The 17,619-nt window shown below is 70.5% G+C and carries 13 protein-coding genes; 7 read left to right on the plus strand and 6 right to left on the minus strand.

Going from position 1 to position 17,619, the window contains the following annotated elements:
• Positions 1-59 precede the first annotated feature (59 nt).
• The 3 genes from ACFVYF_RS07275 to ACFVYF_RS07285 are packed head-to-tail and all read right to left on the minus strand — an operon-like array spanning position 60 to position 2,867.
• The gene (locus tag ACFVYF_RS07275) at positions 60-1,448 is read right to left on the minus strand and encodes an NAD(P)(+) transhydrogenase (Re/Si-specific) subunit beta (protein WP_389452155.1); all 1,389 of its coding nucleotides are present in this window, start codon (positions 1,446-1,448) and stop codon (positions 60-62) included.
• Positions 1,441-1,752 carry an NAD(P) transhydrogenase subunit alpha gene (locus ACFVYF_RS07280; RefSeq protein WP_389452158.1) on the minus strand — a complete coding sequence of 104 codons (312 nt, stop codon included), beginning with the start codon at positions 1,750-1,752 and terminating at the stop codon, positions 1,441-1,443. Before ACFVYF_RS07280 ends, ACFVYF_RS07275 begins: the two co-directional genes overlap by 8 nt.
• Entirely contained in the window at positions 1,752-2,867 is a 1,116-nt protein-coding gene (locus ACFVYF_RS07285) for a Re/Si-specific NAD(P)(+) transhydrogenase subunit alpha (protein WP_389452161.1), read from the minus strand. The genes ACFVYF_RS07280 and ACFVYF_RS07285 overlap by 1 nt, the downstream gene beginning before the upstream one ends.
• Before the next feature lie 147 nt (positions 2,868-3,014).
• On the opposite strand from ACFVYF_RS07285, the gene ACFVYF_RS07290 reads away from it, so the two are divergent.
• A complete protein-coding gene (locus ACFVYF_RS07290) occupies positions 3,015-4,016 on the plus strand; it encodes a 2-dehydropantoate 2-reductase (protein ID WP_389452164.1) in 1,002 nt (333 codons plus the stop codon).
• A 233-nt stretch (positions 4,017-4,249) separates the two neighbouring features.
• The gene (locus tag ACFVYF_RS07295; RefSeq protein ID WP_389452167.1) at positions 4,250-5,182 is read left to right on the plus strand and encodes a LysR family transcriptional regulator; all 933 of its coding nucleotides are present in this window, start codon (positions 4,250-4,252) and stop codon (positions 5,180-5,182) included.
• 35 nt (positions 5,183-5,217) lie between these two features.
• On the opposite strand, the gene ACFVYF_RS07300 is transcribed toward ACFVYF_RS07295, so the two are convergent.
• Positions 5,218-6,810: a FadD7 family fatty acid--CoA ligase gene (locus tag ACFVYF_RS07300; protein ID WP_389452170.1), complete on the minus strand. Its 1,593-nt coding sequence runs from the start codon at positions 6,808-6,810 to the stop codon at positions 5,218-5,220.
• 268 nt (positions 6,811-7,078) lie between these two features.
• On the opposite strand from ACFVYF_RS07300, the gene oxc reads away from it, so the two are divergent.
• Both oxc and frc read left to right on the plus strand, forming a co-directional pair.
• Positions 7,079-8,827 (plus strand): oxalyl-CoA decarboxylase, encoded by a 1,749-nt coding sequence (gene oxc, locus ACFVYF_RS07305; RefSeq protein WP_389452173.1) that lies wholly within the window; start codon positions 7,079-7,081, stop codon positions 8,825-8,827.
• Positions 8,828-8,905: 78 nt separating this feature from the next.
• On the plus strand, positions 8,906-10,162 hold the full coding sequence (gene frc / locus ACFVYF_RS07310) for a formyl-CoA transferase (protein ID WP_389452176.1): 1,257 nt from the start codon (positions 8,906-8,908) through the stop codon (positions 10,160-10,162).
• Positions 10,163-10,420: 258 nt separating this feature from the next.
• On the opposite strand, the gene ACFVYF_RS07315 is transcribed toward frc, so the two are convergent.
• Positions 10,421-10,861 carry a PAS domain-containing protein gene (locus ACFVYF_RS07315; RefSeq protein ID WP_389452178.1) on the minus strand — a complete coding sequence of 147 codons (441 nt, stop codon included), beginning with the start codon at positions 10,859-10,861 and terminating at the stop codon, positions 10,421-10,423.
• A 237-nt stretch (positions 10,862-11,098) separates the two neighbouring features.
• Here ACFVYF_RS07315 and ACFVYF_RS07320 point away from each other — a divergent pair, with 237 nt between their 5' ends.
• A complete protein-coding gene (locus ACFVYF_RS07320) occupies positions 11,099-14,320 on the plus strand; it encodes a GH92 family glycosyl hydrolase (RefSeq protein ID WP_389452181.1) in 3,222 nt (1,073 codons plus the stop codon).
• A 128-nt stretch (positions 14,321-14,448) separates the two neighbouring features.
• Positions 14,449-15,288 carry an alpha/beta fold hydrolase gene (locus ACFVYF_RS07325; protein WP_389452184.1) on the plus strand — a complete coding sequence of 280 codons (840 nt, stop codon included), beginning with the start codon at positions 14,449-14,451 and terminating at the stop codon, positions 15,286-15,288.
• A gap of 96 nt (positions 15,289-15,384) precedes the next feature.
• On the opposite strand, the gene ACFVYF_RS07330 is transcribed toward ACFVYF_RS07325, so the two are convergent.
• A complete protein-coding gene (locus ACFVYF_RS07330) occupies positions 15,385-15,963 on the minus strand; it encodes a TetR/AcrR family transcriptional regulator (protein ID WP_389452186.1) in 579 nt (192 codons plus the stop codon).
• A 203-nt stretch (positions 15,964-16,166) separates the two neighbouring features.
• On the opposite strand from ACFVYF_RS07330, the gene ACFVYF_RS07335 reads away from it, so the two are divergent.
• Positions 16,167-17,618 (plus strand): MFS transporter, encoded by a 1,452-nt coding sequence (locus ACFVYF_RS07335; RefSeq protein ID WP_389452189.1) that lies wholly within the window; start codon positions 16,167-16,169, stop codon positions 17,616-17,618.
• Position 17,619 lies beyond the last annotated feature (1 nt).

Here is a 17,619-nt window from a genome sequence, read left to right on the forward strand (position 1 = left end):
GGGTGGAACAGCAGCTGCTGTTCCACCCCGCCCCAGCGCGGGTACGTCGTCTCGGAGGGTCAGAGAGCCTTGAGTTCCTCGGTGATCTCGGCGACGGAGCTCTTCGCGTCGCCGAAGAGCATCGTGGTCTTCGGGTCGTAGTACAGCTCGTTGTCGATGCCGGCGAAGCCCGGGCTCATCGACCGCTTGAGGACGATGATCGAGTGCGCCTCGTCCACGTTCAGGATGGGCATCCCGTAGATCGGCGAGCCGGGATTCGAGCGGGCGGCCGGGTTGGTGACATCGTTCGCGCCGATCACGAGCGCCACCTCGGTCCGGCTGAACTCGCCGTTGATGTCGTCCATTTCCCGCAGCTGCTCGTAGGGCACGTCGGCCTCGGCGAGCAGCACGTTCATATGGCCCGGCATCCGCCCGGCGACGGGATGGATGGCGTGCTTGACCTCGACGCCGCGTTCCTCCAGATGCCTGGCCATCTCCCGCACCGCGTGCTGGGCCTGCGCGACCGCCATGCCGTACCCCGGCACGATGACGACCTGGCTCGCGTACGCCATCTGGATCGCCGCGTCCGCCGCGCTCGTCCGCCGTACCGTCTGGTCCACCGGGCCGGCGCCCGGGCCCCCGGCCACCGCACCGCCGCCGAAGCCGCCGGCGATGATCGAGGGGATCGACCGGTTCATGGCCTTGGCCATCAGGTTGGTCAGGATGGAGCCGGACGCCCCGACGATCATGCCGGCCACGATCATCGCGGTGTTGTCGAGGGCCAGCCCGGCGGCCGCCGCGGACAGTCCGGTGAACGCGTTGAGCAGCGAGATCACCACCGGCATGTCGGCGCCGCCGATCGGCAGGACGACCATGACACCGAGCACCGCGGCGAACACCAGCACCCCGATGATGAGCAGTTCGGCGTCCGCACCCGCGCCGATGGCCGCGGCGCAGCCGACGGCGGCGAGGAACAGCACGATGTTCAGCGGCTGTTGACCGCGGCCGAGGCTGATCGGCCGGCCCGGGAGGATCTCCTGCAGCTTGCCGAAGGCGATCAGCGAGCCCCAGAACGAGACCGAGCCGACGACCGCGCCGAACAGCGACGCGATCGCCACGTACGAGGCCTCGGAGGCGTAGGCGTGGGTGTCCCGGAACTCGACCCAGGCGACCAGCGCCACGGCGCCGCCGCCGACCCCGTTGAACAGCGCCACCATCTGTGGCATGGCGGTCATCTTGACCCGCCGGGCGCTCGGCACCCCGAGGACCGTGCCCAGGCCGATGCCCAGCACGATCAGCCACCAGTTGCCCGTGCCGGGGGTGAGCAGGGCGGCGACGACCGCGATCGCCATGCCGGCCGCGGCGATGAGGTTGCCGCGCACCGCGGTCCGCGGCCCGGTCAGGCCCGTCAGACCGTAGATGAACAGGCTGAACGCGATGATGTAGAGCACGTGGATCAGGTCACTCATGGTCGTCGGCTCCCTTCGCGGCGGGGCTCGGCTTGTTCTTGAACATGCCGAGCATGCGGTCCGTCACCAGGAAGCCGCCGACCACGTTGATCGTGCCGAACGCGATCGCGATCACCAGCAACAGCTGGTTGAGGAAGCCGGTCGCGGCGTGTCCCACCAGGATCAGGCCGCCCAGCAGCACGATGCCGTGGATGGCGTTGGTGCCCGACATCAGGGGCGTGTGCAGGGTGTTGGGGACCTTCGAGATCACCGCGAAGCCGACGAAGCCGGCCAGCACCAGAAGGGCGATATTGGAGAGGAACATCAGGCCTCCTCCTCCCGTGTGACGCAGGCACCGGCGAGGATCTCGTCGGAGAAGTCGGGCGCGACCTTGCCGTCGACCACCATCAGCTCCAGCAGCGACAGCACGTTGCGGGCGTAGAGCTCACTGGCGTGTTCGGGCATGGTGGCCGGCAGGTTGAGCGGGGCGGCGACGGTGACGTCATGCCGTACGACGGTCTCGCCCGGCTCGGTGAGCGCGCAGTTGCCGCCCATCTCGCCGGCCAGGTCCACCACCACGCTGCCGGGCCGCATCCGCCGTACCGCCTCGGCCGTGACCAGCTGCGGCGCGGGCCGGCCGGGCACCAGCGCGGTGGTGATCACCACGTCGAAGCCGGCGACCGCCTCGGTCAGCCGGCGCTGCTGCTCGGCCTGTTCCTCCTCGGTCAGCGCCCGGGCGTAACCGCCCTCGCCGGCCGCCTGGACGCCCAGGTCCAGCCACTTCGCGCCGAGCGAGCGCACCTGCTCGGCGACCTCGGGCCGGACGTCGAAGCCGGTGGTGCGGGCACCCAGCCGCTTGGCGGTGGCGAGGGCCTGGAGCCCGGCCACTCCCACGCCGAGCACCAGGACCGTCGCGGGCTTCACCGTGCCGGCGGCCGTGGTGAGCATCGGGAAGAAGCGGGTGGAGCGCTCGGCGGCCAGCAGGACCGCCTTGTATCCGGCGACGTTGGCCTGGGAGGACAGCGCGTCCATGGACTGTGCCCGGGAGATGCGCGGTACGGCCTCCATGGCGAATCCGGTGATGCCGGAGCCGCGCAGCCGCGCCGTGACCTCGGGCCGGGTCAGCGGGGCCAGAAAGCTGATCAGTGTGGTCCCGGATCCCAGTGAGTCGATCTCCCGCTCCGTCGGCGGGTTGACCTTGACCACGACATCGGCGTCCCAGGGATCGCCGATGGTGGCTCCCGCCTGCTCGTACCGCTCGTCGGGGATCAGGGCGCCGGCGCCTGCGCCGGCCTCGACCACGACGGCCAGACCGGCGGCCCGCAGCCGCTCGACGACATTGGGTACGAGCGCGACGCGGCGTTCGCCGGCCGCCGTTTCGAGGGGCACCCCGATCAGGGCCGTGGGCCCGGTCTCTGCTGCTGCGGTGTCCCGTGTCATGTGGTGTCCCTCATGGCTGTGCACATGTCCCTTCGCGGACTGGGCGTGGGCAGGGCGACCCCGGTCCGGTAACCCGTGACGAGGTGTTCCCATCGAGTGAGGATACTGCATACAGTATTCATTACGTCCCCCTCGAGAGGAGCCACCGTGAAAATTGCAGTCCTCGGAGCCGGTGCGATCGGCGCCTATGTAGGAGCGGCACTGCACCGGGGCGGTGCGGACGTCCACCTCGTCGCCCGTGGTGAGCACCTGCGGGCGATCAGGGCCGACGGGGTCCGGGTGAACAGCCCACGGGGTGACTTCGTCGCCCGGCCCCACGCCACCGACGACCCGGCGGAGATCGGCGCCGTGGACTTCGTGTTCCTGGGGCTGAAGGCGCACTCCTACGCCTCCAGCGGATCCCTCGTCGCCCCGCTGCTGGGCGACCGGACGGCGGTGGTGGCCGGGCAGAACGGCATCCCGTGGTGGTACTTCCACAAGCTGGCGGGCCCCTACGAAGGACGCCAGATCGAGGCGGTCGACCCCGGCGGCGCCACCAGCAAGGTCCTGCCGCCGGAACGGGCGATCGGCTGTGTGGTCTACCCGGCCACGGTGATCGAGGCACCCGGTGTCATCCGGCACCTGGAAGGCACCCGCTTCTCCATCGGCGAACCCGGGGGAGAGGTCTCCGAGCGGTGCACGGAGCTGAGCGAGGCCATGATCGCGGGCGGGCTGAAGTGCCCGGTGGAGCCCAACCTGCGTGACGACATCTGGATCAAGCTGATGGGCAACGTGGCCTTCAACCCGATCAGCGCCCTCACCCGGGCGACCATGGTCGAGATCTGCCGGCACCCGCCCGCCCGGCGCCTGGTGACCCTGCTGATGGAGGAGACCCTCGACATCGCCGCCCGGGTCGGCAGCACCCCGGACATCTCGATCGAGAAGCGGCTGCGCGGAGCGGAGGGCGTGGGACACCACAAGACCTCGATGCTGCAGGATCTGGAGGCGGGCAAGCAGCTGGAACTCGACGCCATCGTGACCGCGGTGGTGGAGATGGCCGACATCGCCGGCGCCGAGGCGCCCAACCTGCGCGCGGTGCACGCCGCCATCGATCTGCTGGCGCGTCGCAGCGCGCCGGGTGCGGGGGCGGTCACCGCCGCACCGCAGTAGATTTCCCGGAACGACGCGGCTGCCTGCGAGAACCGCCGCACCGCCCGGTGGGGCAGCACGATGATCGCGGCGGCCGCGCTCGATAAGCTTGGCCGGCCCCACGGCATCCGGCTGGTCCGTCTTCGGCCGCTCCGGGGACGTCCCGACGTCCCCGGAGCCGCACGGCCGGCACTGACGGCCTTGCGACTCCCGCAGGAGGTGCCGGTGCGGCTTCAGGCAGAGAGGAGTCGTTGATGCTGTTCCGCCAGCTTGAGTACTTCGTGGCGGTGGCCAGGGAGAGACACTTCGCCCGGGCGGCGGAATCCTGCTACGTGTCCCAGCCCGCGCTCTCGGCGGCGATCGCCAAGCTGGAGCGTGAGCTGAACGTCACGCTGATCAACCGCGGTCACAACTACCAGGGCCTCACCCCGGAGGGCGAACGGCTCGTCGTGTGGGCCAAGCGGATCCTCGCCGAGCAGGACGCCTTCAAGGCGGAGGTCGCCGCCGTGCAGTCCGGCATCAGCGGAACGCTGCGGCTGGGCACCGACCCCACGGCCTCGACGACCCTGGCGCTTCCGGTGGCCGCGTTCTGCGCGGCCCACCCGCTGGCCAAGGTGCAGGTCCGCTCCCGTCTGTCGACCAAGGAACTCCACCGCCAGCTGCGCGACTTCGAGCTGGACGTCGCGATCGCCCACTTCGACCCGGGCGACCAGGAGGGCCTCCAGGTCGTACCGCTGTACCAGGAGCGGTACATGCTCCTGGTGTCGGCCGACCAGCTGATGTCCCAGACCTCCGTGATGACCTGGGCGGAGGCGGCCCAGATGCCGCTGGCGCTGCTGACCCCCGACATGCGGATCCGCCAGATCATCGACGGTGTCTTCGCGGAGAAGGGATTCGTGGTGACCCCGCAGGTGGAGACCGACTCGATCGCCTCCCTGTACGCGCACGTCGGGGGCGGCGAGTGGGCGAGCATCGTGCCGCACACCTGGCTGCGCGCCATGCCGGTGATCGGCAGGACGCGCGCGCTGCCCCTCATCGACCCGGAGGCCGGGGCCCAGGTCTCGGTGGCGATCCACGCGGCGACCCCCGGCTCGGTCGCCGCCCGCGCGTTCGTGAACGCGGCGACCGGCCTGTCGCTGGACAGCTTCTTCGACCAGCCGCTGCCGGCCGAGCACCGCGTGCGGTGAGCCGGAGCCCGGGTGACGTGCCCGGTGCCGCCTTGTCACCGGCCGTACCGGGCCTCCACCGCCTGCCGGTCCAGCGCACCCTTGGCGGTGTGCGGCAGCGCGGCGACGACGTCGAGCCGGTCCGGCACCTCGAACGCCGCCAGCCGGTCACGGCAGTACTGCAGGATCTGCTGGGACCCGATGCTCTCTCCGTCGCGTACGACGACGGCGGCGCCGACCCGCTGCCCGTAGGTCGCGTCGGGCAGGGCGAACACGGCCGCCTCGGCGACCCCGGGGCATCCGGCGAGAATGTCCTCGACGTGCTCCGGTGAGATCTTCTCGCCGCCACGGTTGATGAGGTTCTTGATGCGCCCGGTCAGGGACAGGAACCCGTCCTCGTCCAGCGAGCCCAGGTCACCGGTGCGGAACCAGCCGTCGGCGAAACTGCGCGCCGTCTCGGCCGGGTTGCCCAGATAGCCGCGGGCCACGGTCGGACCGTGCACCCACACCTCGCCCTCCGCACCGGCCGGGCAGGTCAGCCCGTCCGGATCGACGACCCGCAGGTCCACCCCGGTCGGCCGGCCCACCGACCCCTGCTTCAGGGGTCCGCGCGGCGGCAGCGGTTCGCTGGTCGCCTGGTGGGTGGACTCGGTCATCCCGTACGCGGACAGCAGCGGCGCACCGAGGGTGCGCTCCAGCGCCCGCTGGGTGGCCGTGTTGAGCGGGGCACTGCAACTGCGGACGAACTTCAGGGGCGGCGGCTGGGGGCCCGGGCACTCGGTCTCCGAACGGTCCAGCAGGATCTCGTAGATGGTGGGGACCGCGGTGAACCAGGTGGCGGCCGCGGCCCGCATGTCGTCCCAGAACGTATGGGCCGAGAACCGTCCCCGCTCGGGGAGCAGTACGCACCCGCCGCTGGCCAGGGACGCCAGCAGTGCCGCGAACAGGCCGTGGCCGTGGAAGAACGGCATCACCGCGACCGTCGCGTCGCCGGGCCCCAACTCGTAGGTGGCGCAGATGTTCCGCACCGACGCGGCCACGTTGGCGTGCGTCAGCGGGACCATCTTGGCCCGGTCGGTGGTGCCCGCCGTGAACAGGACGAGGGCGTCCTGGCCGACGAGTTCGTGTGCCGCGCCCCGGGCGTGCCGCACCAGGCGCGTGCCGGTGTCGAGCGCCACCGCCGCCGTCCCCGCACGGGAGACGTCCACGCGCAGCGGCCAGGTCGGCAGCCGGACCGGAGCGATCGGCGGGGCGCCGGCCGCGGCGGGACCGAGGAGCACCGCCTGCGCGCCCAGCGCTTCGAGCCGGGCGGACAGCTGGGACTCGGGCAGGGCGGGGTCCACCGGCGCGACCACCAGGCCGGCACGTGCCGCACCCAGCATCCCGACGACGAACTCGGCCGTGTTGGCGCAGATCAGCCCGACCGCGTCGCCCCGGCGCAGCCCCGTCCCGCCGAGCCGCGCCGCCACGTCGTCGGCCAGCGCGGCGAGGGCGCGGTAGGACAGCTGGACCCGGCCCCCGGTGACGACCAGGGCCCGGGCGTGCGGACGTTCGCGGACGTGCCGGTCGAGAAGATCGACCAGGCCCGTGAGCTCCGGGGGCCGGTACCAGTTCACGTCGCGCACGGATGCTGCGGCCGGAACGGCCATGACCCCACCTCCTCGCGCACGGTCTGCTGAAGCAGTCATCTGCGAGCCTGCGGTGACGCGCGGCGCCCGGTCCAATACCCGCTGGTGAACGGGCAATAGCAGGCATCTATCAAGCGTGCTGCAAGGCCAGGTCGGCGGCCTCCACCCGCCATCGATAGATGCTGTTTATCGGCTGGTCGTCGATGGGTCTTGGACGCGGGCGAGCGGGCTGCGGAAGGTGAGAGAAGTAGCCGCACAGGCAGGACCTGCCATAGGAGGACCTCGGACCATGACCGCCCCCTCGACACTGGAGACCGCGGCAGCAGCCGACGTTCCGACCGAGCTCACCGACGGGTACCACCTGGTCGTCGACGCGCTCAAGCTGAACGACGTCGACACCATCTACGGGGTGGTCGGCATCCCGATCACCGACCTGGCCCGTCTCGCCCAGGCGCAGGGCATCCGCTACATCGGCTTCCGGCACGAGAGCAACGCGGGACACGCGGCGGCCGCGGCCGGGTATCTCACCAAGAAGCCCGGCGTGGCCCTGACCGTGTCCGCACCGGGCTTCCTCAACGGGCTGGTCGCGCTGGCGAACGCCACCACGAACTGTTTCCCGATGGTCCAGATCTCCGGTTCCAGCGAGCGGCATCTCGTCGACCTGAAGCAGGGCGACTACGAGGAGATGGACCAGCTCGCCGCCGCGCAGCCGTTCGTCAAGGCCGCGTACCGGGTGAGCCGGGTGGAGGACATCGGCCGCGGCATCGCCCGCGCGCTGCGCACCGCGATCTCGGGCCGCCCCGGCGGTGTCTACCTCGACATCCCGGCCGCCGTGCTCGGCTCGATCATGGACGCGGAGGAAGGCGCCAAGACGCTGAGCCGCCTCGTCGACCCGGCGCCGCGCCAGCTGCCCGCCCCCGAGGCGGTGGACCGCGCGATCGAGCTGCTCGCCGGCGCCGAGCGGCCGCTGGTGGTACTCGGCAAGGGCGCCGCGTACGCGCAGGCGGACGCCAAGATCCGTGAGTTCATCGAGTCCACCGGCGTCCCGTACGTACCGATGTCGATGGCGAAGGGCCTGCTGCCCGACAACCACCCGCAGTCGGCGGCCACCGCCCGCTCACTGGCGCTGAAGAAGGCCGACGTCGTGGTGCTCGTCGGCGCCCGGCTGAACTGGCTGCTCAACCACGGTGAGGCGCCGAGCTGGAACCCGGACGCGAAGTTCATCCAGATCGACATCGAGCCCAAGGAGCTGGACAGCAACCAGCCCATCGCCGCCCCGCTCGTCGGCGACATCGAGTCGGTGCTCGACGCGATCGCGGAGCGGACCAAGCCCGGCCAGATCGCCACGCCGGCGGCCTGGAAGGACGAGCTGGCGGCGCGCTCGGCGCAGAACGTCGCCAAGATGGCGAAGCGGCTGGAGGCCGACCCCAGCCCGATGCAGTTCATGGGCGCGCTGAAGGCGGTACGTGACGTCATCCACGAGCAGCCCGAGACATACCTCGTCAACGAGGGCGCCAACGCGCTGGACATCGCGCGCAACGTGATCGACATGCACGTACCGCGCCACCGCCTCGACAGCGGTACGTGGGGTGTCATGGGCATCGGCATGGGCTACGCGATCGCGGCAGCCGTGGAGAGCGGCGCCCCCGTCGTGGCCGTGGAGGGCGACAGCGCCTTCGGGTTCAGCGGCATGGAGCTGGAGACGGTCTGCCGCTACAAGCTCCCCGTGGTCACGGTCATCATGAACAACGGCGGTGTCTACCGCGGTGACGACGTGAACCCGCTCGACGACGCCCCCTCGCCGACCACCCTGATGCTCTCCGCACGCCACGACCTGATGATCGAGGCCTTCGGCGGCAAGGGCTACCGCGCGACCACCCCCGCCGAGGTCACCGCCGCCCTCACCGAGGCGCTCGCCTCCGGTGGTCCGGCGCTCATCGACTGCGTGATCGACCCCTCGGCCGGCACCGAGAGCGGCCACATCGCGCACCTCAACCCGAAGGGCATCACCGTCGGCAACATCACGGCGAAGAAGTGACCGCCCCCCTCCCCGACACCTCTGCGCCCGCACAGAGCCCACACTCGCACCGCGAACATTCACGAGAAGGAAACCACCATGAGTGAAAAGCCGCTCGCCGGAATCAAGGTGATCGACTTCACCGGGGTCCAGGCCGGTCCCGCGTGTACACAGATGCTCGCCTGGTTCGGAGCCGACGTCATCAAGGTCGAGCGCCCCCAGGGCGGCGACGTGACCCGCAATCAGCTGCGGGACATCCCCGACCTCGACGCCCTGTACTTCACCATGCTGAACAGCAACAAGCGTTCGCTGGCCATCAACACCAAGACCCCCGGCGGCAAGGAGGTCATGGAGAAGCTGATCCGCGAGTCCGACATCCTGGTCGAGAACTTCGCGCCGGGCGCCATGGACCGCATGGGTCTCGGCTGGGACTACATCCACGAGCTGAACCCGCGCCTGATCTTCGGCTCGGTCAAGGGCTTCAACGACGACTCGTCCTGGTCCGACCTCAAGGTCTACGAGAACGTCGCGCAGGCGGCCGGTGGCGCCGCGTCCACCACGGGTTTCTGGGACGGTCCGCCGACCATCAGCGGCTCGGCCCTCGGTGACAGCAACACCGGTATGCACCTGCTGATCGGCCTGCTGACCGCGATCATCCAGCGCAACGCGACGGGCCTCGGCCAGAAGGTATCGGTGTCCATGCAGGACGCCGTGCTCAACCTGACCCGGGTCAAGCTCCGTGACCAGCAGCGCCTGGAGAAGGTCGGCTACCTGGAGGAGTACCCGCAGTACCCGCACAGCGAGTTCGGTGACGCGGTGCCCCGCGGCGGCAACGCCGGCGGCGGCGGCCAGCCGGGCTGGATCCTGAAGTGCAAGGGCTGGGAGACCGACCCCAACGCCTACATCTACTTCACGGTCCAGGAGCAGAACTGGAAGCGCACCGCGGAGGCCATCGGCCACCCCGAGTGGGTCGACGACCCGGAGTACACGACCGCCCGGGCCCGCCAGCCGCACATCATGGAGATCTTCGGCGAGATCGAGAAGTGGCTGGCCGACAAGACCAAGTACGAGGCGGTCGACATCCTGCGTGAGTGGGAGGTGCCCTGCGCTCCCGTGCTCAGCATGAAGGAGCTCGCCGAGGACCCCGACATGCGCAAGAGCGGCACGATCGTCGAGGTCGAGCAGAAGGAGCGCGGCACCTACCTGACCGTGGGCAGCCCGATCAAGTTCTCCTCCTTCAAGCCCGACATCAAGGGCGCGCCGCTGCTCGGTGAGCACACGGACGAGGTGCTCGCGGACCTCGGCTACGACGCGAACGACATCCGCAAGCTGCACGAGGGCAACGTCGTCGCCTGACCGACCCGGACGTCCCGGGTGCTCCGCGCGCGTCTCCTCGCACGCGGAGCACCCGTGTGCGGGCTCGGAGGGTCCTCGGCGGGTGCCGCTCGCACGCGAACGGCCGGTCGGGTGCGAGCCGTTGAGCGCGCAAGGTGCCGGCGCCTTCTCCCGTTGAGCGGGAAGGCGCCGGTGCGGGCCGGTGAGCGCGAACAGCCGGACCGGTGACTCCCGTTGAGGGGAGCACCGGTCCGGCTGTCCGTCACGTCCAGGCGGTCGTCAGACCGTTGTCGGGTCGGGCGCGTTCGCGAGTTGCCGCCGCAGCTCCCGCTCCTGTGCGCGGCGCGCGGTGACGTCCCGGATGACCGCTCCGACATGGCCCGGGCCGCCGTCCGGATCGGCCAGCAGCACCACGCTGAACTCGATGGACAGCTTCGAACCGTCCGAGGTCACGGCAGGAACGTTCAGGAGGTCGTCCTCCCCGTACTTGGTGGCGCCTTCGGCCATGGCCGTGTGAAAGCCGTCCCAGTGGGCCTTCCTGTGCCGCTCGGGAATGATGAGGTCCAGACTGCGGCCTGCGACGTCGTCGGCCGAGAATCCGAAGATCCGCTCAGCCCCGTGGTTCCAGTACCGGATCAGACCTTCATGGTCGATGATCACTACGCCGTCGGGCGCCTGGGCGGCCATTCCCAGGACCACATCGGGGTTCAAATCTGCCATGTCTCCTCCGAGCAAGGGCTGCGCACGGGTGTACTCGTATACAGAATACAGTCTTCTCGTGAGCGGCAAAGGGATCCCGCCAGGTCGGCAACTGTGTGGCTGTATATCCAGGTTGGGTCGCTCTTCTCACTGGAAACACACAGAAAACAACGCATGCAAAGGGGTTGACCCAAGAACGAACACGCGGAGAAGGTAACGCTGTTCCCGCACCGCTCGTCCCACCTCCGGAGTCCCCCTGTGAAACACCGAAGATTCCGCCGTCGCCTGGGCGCCGTCGCCACCGCGGCGGCGCTGTTCATGGGAGCAGGCACCGTCGCCGAGGCCGCGTCGACAACGTTGTCAGGCGCGGCGAAGCCGGCGTCTCTCGTCAGCGACCCCGCCGACTACGTCGACCCGTTCATCGGGACCGGACTGAGCGGCAGTTCGTTCGGCGAGATCAACAACTTCCCCGGCCCCTCGACACCGTTCGGGATGATGCAGTTCTCGCCCGACACCCAGAACAGCTACGCCGGGTACCAGTACCACAACGACCGGATCCGCGGCTTCAGCCTCGACCACGCCTCCGTCGGCTGCAGCGCCTTCGGTGACGTGCCGATCCTGCCCGTGGTCGGCGACATCGGCTCCGCGCCCTGGGACCGCACCGAGAAGTACAGCCACGACAGCGAGCAGGCGGAGCCCGGCTACTACGCGGTGACCCTCGCGGACTCCGGCGTACGCGCCGAGTTGACCGCGACGACCCGCACCGGCCTCGCCGCCTTCACCTTCCCGGCCACGGACGCGGCCCAGGTGCTGGTCAAGGGCGGCGCGAGCCTGGGTGGCAACGACGCGGCCGACATGAAGGTCGTCGGCGACAACCAGGTGACCGGATCCGCCACCACGGGTCACTTCTGCGGGAAGTCCAACACGTACACGGTGCACTACGCGATCACCTTCGACCGCCCGTTCACCGCGCACGGCACCTGGGACGGGTCCAAGGTGCAGCCCGGCGGCGACGCGGTGGACGCGAAGCGCGCCGGTACCTATCTGACGTTCGACACCAGTGGCGCGAAGGACCGCACCGTCCACGCCAAGGTCGCCATGAGCTACGTCGGCGTGGCGGGCGCGCAGGCCAACATGGCCGCGGAGATCCCCGGCTGGGACCTGGGCGCGGTCGCGAAGAGCACCCGCGACCAGTGGACCAAGACCCTGCGCAAGGTCCGGGTGGCCGGCCGCGACGAGGGCGAGCTCAAGACCTTCTACACCTCGCTCTACCACTCGCTGATGCACCCGAACACCTTCAACGACGTCGACGGCCGCTACATCGGCTTCGACGACAAGATCCGTACGCTGCCCAAGGGCCGTACCCAGTACGCGAACTTCTCCGACTGGGACACCTACCGCTCGCTGGCGCCGCTGCAGGCCATGCTCTTCCCCAAGGAGGCGAGCGACATGGCGCAGTCGCTCGTCAACGACGCGCAGCAGAACGGCTGGTGGCCGCGCTGGCCCATGGCCAACCAGTCCACCAGCCAGATGACCGGGGACAACTCGGTGCCGCTGGTCGCCGCGCTCTACGCGTACGGCGCACGGGACTTCGATGTGAAGACGGCGCTGAAGTACCTCGTGAAGGGCGCGACGTCGGTGGACAACACGGCCGGCGCGTACAAGGAGCGCCCGGGCGTGGAGAGTTACGTCGAGCGCGGCTATCTGGCGAACAACGACTCCGCGCGCGGTGACCACCAGCTGGTCGGCGCCTCCATCACGCTGGAGTGGTCGATCGACGACTTCGCCATCGCGCAGCTCGCGAAGGCCACCGGCGACAAGAGCACCGCGGCCACGTTCACCAAGCGCTCCCAGAACTGGCAGAACCTCTTCAACCCGACGACCGGTTACGTCCAGCCGCGCAGCGAGGACGGGCTCTTCCCCGACGGCCCCGCCTTCCAGGCCCCGTCCTCCGGCGAGATCGGGCAGAGCGGCTTCGACGAGGGCAACGCCGCCCAGTACAACTGGCTCGTGCCGCAGAACATGGCCGGCCTGACCACCGCCATGGGTGGCTCCGACGTCGCCTCGAAGCGGCTCGACACCTTCCTCACCCAGCTCAACGCGGGTCCCAACGCGCCCTATATGTGGGCCGGCAACGAGCCCGACTTCGCGGTGCCGTGGGCGTACAACTACCTCGGCGAGCCCTGGAAGACGCAGGAGACCGTCCGCAAGGTCGCCACCACGATGTTCGGTCCCACGCCCGACGGCGAACCCGGCAACGACGACCTGGGCGCGCAGTCCGCCTGGTATGTCTGGGCCGCCCTCGGCGTGTATCCGGCGACCCCGGGCACGGCCGACCTGACCGTGCACAGCCCGCTGTTCGAGCGCGCCGTTCTCGATCTGCCCGGCTCACACAACCTCGACCTGCGCGCACCCGGCGCCTCGGCGGACAAAAAGTACGTCCACGGTCTCAAGCTCGACGGCGCCAAGTGGGCGCGCACCTATCTGCCGCAGAGCGCCGTACGCAAGGGAGGCAGGCTCGACTTCACCCTGAGCGCCACCCCGGACAAGACCTGGGCGACCGGCGCGAAGGCGGCGCCGCCGTCGTACCGGTCGGGTGAGCACGCGTTCCTCGCGAACGTCTCGCCCAGCCAGGCAACCGTGGACCGCGGCAAGCCGGCGAAGCTCACCGTGGACGCGCAGCGGCTCAGCGGCAAGGACCGCACCCTGAAGGTCACCGCGCAGGCGCCGGACGGACTGACGCTCGACGCCGGGCGGAAGACCCTGAAGCTCGACGGACGCAGCGGATCCGGCAGCGTCGCGTTCACCGCCACCGCGGGGCCGGACACGGCCGACGGCTTCTACCGCGTCCCGGTCACCGTCAAGGGCGCGACCGGTCCGGCCGTCAAGCAGACGGTCTACGTCCAGGTCGCCGCCGAGGGGAGCTTCGGGGCGGCGTACAACGCCACCGGCATCTCCAGCGACACGGACACCTCGCAGGGTGACTTCGACCGCTCCGGCGGCAGTTACTCCCGTCAGGCACTGGCCGCGGCCGGACTGACCCCGGGCGCGAAGGTGGAGGCCTCGGGCACCTCCTTCACCTGGCCGGCCTCCCCGGCCGGCCGGCCCGACCACCTCTACGCGGCGGGTCAGACCATCGACCTCACCACGCAGTCCGCCGACGTGCGGAAGCTGACGTTCGTGGGCGCCGCGATCTACGGGGATGTGCGGACGACGGCCACGGTGACGTTCGACGACGGCAGTACGGCGAAGACCGACCTGTCGTTCGGCGACTGGGTGATGCCGGGCGGGAGCAGTTCCGGCACACCCGTCTTCGACAACTCCGTAGTGGTGAAGACGGAGTACCGCAATCCCGGTCACGGCGGTCCGGCGTACATCTACGCCACCAAGCCGTTCGAGGCGCCCGCCGGCCGGACCGTCAAGTCCGTCACGCTGCCGGAGAACGTGAACATGCACCTGTTCGGCATCGGCGTCGGCTGACCCGGCCGGCACCGAATGAGGGGGCCCGCACGGAGTGACCTCCGTGCGGGCCCCCTCATCGCTGTCGTGGCACCCGCCCAGCGGAAACCCGGTTGCTCCACCGCAGGAGCGGTGCGAGGCTCCGGCGCATGTCTGCCTACTCCGCGCCCGACGGAACCACACTCGCGTACCACGTGCAGGGGGACGGGCGGCCGGTGGTCTGCCTGCCCGGCGGACCCATGCAGGCCTCCGTGTACCTCGGCGACCTCGGCGGTCTGTCCGCGCACCGGCGGCTGGTGATGCCGGATCTGCGCGGCACCGGCGACTCCGCGGTGCCGGCGGACGTGTCGTCGTACCGCTGCGACCGGCTCGTCGACGACGTGGAGGCCCTGCGCAAGCACCTCGGCCTGGAGACGATGGACCTGCTCGCGCACTCCGGCGGCACCAATCTGGCCCTGCTGTACGCGGCCCGCCACCCGGAACGCGTCGCCGGGCTCGCGCTCATCACCCCGAGCGTCATGGCCGTCGGGGTCACCGTCACGCCGGACCAGCGGCGCGCGGCGGCGCGGCTCCGCCGGGACGAGCCGTGGTTCCCCGAGGCCTTCGAGGCACTCGAGGCGATCATGGCGGGCAACGCGACGGGCGACCGGATGCAGGCCATCGCGCCCTTCTGGTACGGCCGTTGGGACGAAGCGGCGCAGAAGCACCGGGCCGCCGAGGCCGAGCAGCGCAACGGCGAGGCCGCGGCCGCGTACGGCGCGGAGGGCGCCTTCGACCCGGATGCCACCCGGGCGGCGCTCGCCCGGTTCGCGTCGCCGGTGCTCGTGCTCGCCGGAGAGGCCGATCTGAACTCGCCGCCGGGCGCGATGGCCGAGCTGGCCGGGCTGTTCCCGGACGCCCGGCTCGTCGTCCAGCCCGGGGCGGGGCACTTCCCGTGGCTCGACGACGCCGACGCGTTCGTGGCGACCATGGCGGCGTTCCTGGACTGATCGACGGCAGGTCGTGACGCGGGCTCGGTCGAGCGCGCGGGGTGGTGTACGTCAGCGGGCGGCGTCGGCGCCGTCGAGCGCGACCGATGGTCTGCGTCAGCCCGTGGCGCGGACCCCGTCGAGCGCGACCGCCAGGACGCGGTCCCGCTGGGCGTCGTCGAGGAAGTTCGTCGAGGTGATGCCGGCGACCATGCGCAGGAGATCGTCGAAGTCGATGTCCGTGCGCACCTGTCCGGCCCGCTGTGCGCGGTCGAACAGGGGGCCGCCCGCGTCGTACATCGAGTCGCGGCAGGCGACGAGGATCTCCGACTCGTTGCTGAGCGCCTCACGGACGGCCCGCTTGGTGACGACGTAGTCGACGAAGCGGCGCAGCCACGAGGACAGCGCCTCCCACGGCTCCAGCCCCGCGACGTCCTCCGCCACCCGGCACAGGGTGTTCACCTCGTCCGCGTAGACGCTCTCGAAGAGCTGACGGCGGGTGGGGAAGTTCCGGTAGAGCGTGCCGATTCCCACGCCCGCGCGGCGGGCGATGTCCTCCAGGGACGCCTCCGCGCCGTGCTCCGCGAAGGCCTCACGGGCGGCGGCCAGCAGGGCGTCGTAGTTGCGCGCGGCGTCCTTCCGGTGCGGGCGCTGGGCCGCGACGATCTCGCGGACGGGATACGGCTGGGCCGTCACGGGGGCCTCCTGGCCGGGACGAGGTTGAAGCGGAGGGGTGCCTCCGGTAGAGTGGAGGCGTACCTCCACTTTAGCAGTCGAGGTGCGTTCCCCCTCGAACCGTGCTGCCCGCATGCCTTCCTCAGTGCTGCCCGCAGCCACTCCAGTCCGTACGACCGTGGCCCGTCGACCTCGGCCGCATCCTGTTCGGAGAGGCTCTTTTGATGCCCCGGAAGTCCACCCGCCTCACCTTCGCGGTCCTCGCGACCGGTGCCGGCGTGTTCTCCATGCTCCAGTCGCTGATCGCGCCGGCCCTGCCGACCGTTCAGCACGCCCTGCACACCTCGCAGTCCACCGCGACCTGGGTGATGACGGCGTATCTGCTGTCCGCCTCGGTCTTCACGCCGATCCTCGGCCGGGTCGGCGACCTGATCGGCAAGAAACGCACCCTCGTCGCCGTACTCGTCACCGTGGCCGTGGGCTGTCTGCTCGCCGCCCTCGCGCCGACCATCGGCGTACTGATCGTCGCCCGGGTCGTCCAGGGCATAGGCGGTGCGCTCTTCCCGCTGTCCTTCGGCATCATCCGCGACGAGTTCACCCCGGCCGAGGTCAGCCCCGCCATCAGCAACCTGTCCGCCGTGATCGCCGCCGGTGGCGGCGTCGGCATGGTGGCGGCCGGACCCATCGTGACCGCCCTCGACTACCGCTGGCTGTTCTGGCTCCCCGTCGGCGTCGTCGCCGTCACCACGCTGATCGCCCTCCGCTTCGTCCCCGAGTCCCCGCGCCGCGCCGAGGGGCGCGTCAACTGGCTCGGAGCCGTCCTGCTCTCCGGCTGGCTGGTGGCCCTGCTGCTGCCGCTCAGCCAGGCGACCCGCTGGGGCTGGGGATCGGCCCGGGTGATGGGACTGTTCACCGCAGCCGTCGTGCTCTTCGCGCTGTGGCTGTTCGCCGAGGCGCGCTCGCGCAGCCCGCTCATCGATCTGCGCATCATGCGGCTGCCCGCGGTGTGGACCACCAACACCGCCGCCCTGCTGTTCGGCGCCGGCATGTACGCGATCTGGTCCTTCCTGCCGGGCTTCGTACAGACACCGAGCTCCGCGGGATACGGCTTCGGCGCGAGCGTCACGGCGGCCGGACTGCTCATGCTTCCGATGCTGATCGCGATGTTCTGCTCGGGTGTGCTCAGCGGCCGCCTCGAACCCGTACTGGGTGCCAAGAAGCTGCTCACGGCGGGCGCCTCGCTCGGCGCGGTGGCCTGCGGATTCCTCGCCGCCTGGCACGACCAGCAGTGGCAGGTGGCCTTCGCCGCGGGCGTCTTCGGCCTCGGCATCGGCCTGGCCTTCGCCTCGATGGCCAACCTGATCGTGGGCAGCGTCCCGGCCGAGCAGACCGGCGCCGCGACCGGCATGAACGCCAACATCAGGACCATCGGCGGCTCCATCGGCGCGGCCGTGACCAGCCTCCTGGTGACCAGCCGGCTGCAACCCTCGGGACTGCCCTACGCCTCCGGATACACCCACGGGTTCACCCTGCTCGCCCTGCTCTGCCTCGCCGCCGCCCTGGCCGCGCTGCTCGTCCCGGTCCAGCGCACCCGCCGCGTCTCCGGCACACCCCGCGCCTTCGGCGACACGTCCCGCGCGCGGCCCGAGGCCGTCACCTCCGGCACCCGGGACTGAC

Source organism: Streptomyces sp. NPDC058274 (assembly GCF_042881375.1).
Lineage (GTDB): Bacteria > Actinomycetota > Actinomycetes > Streptomycetales > Streptomycetaceae > Streptomyces.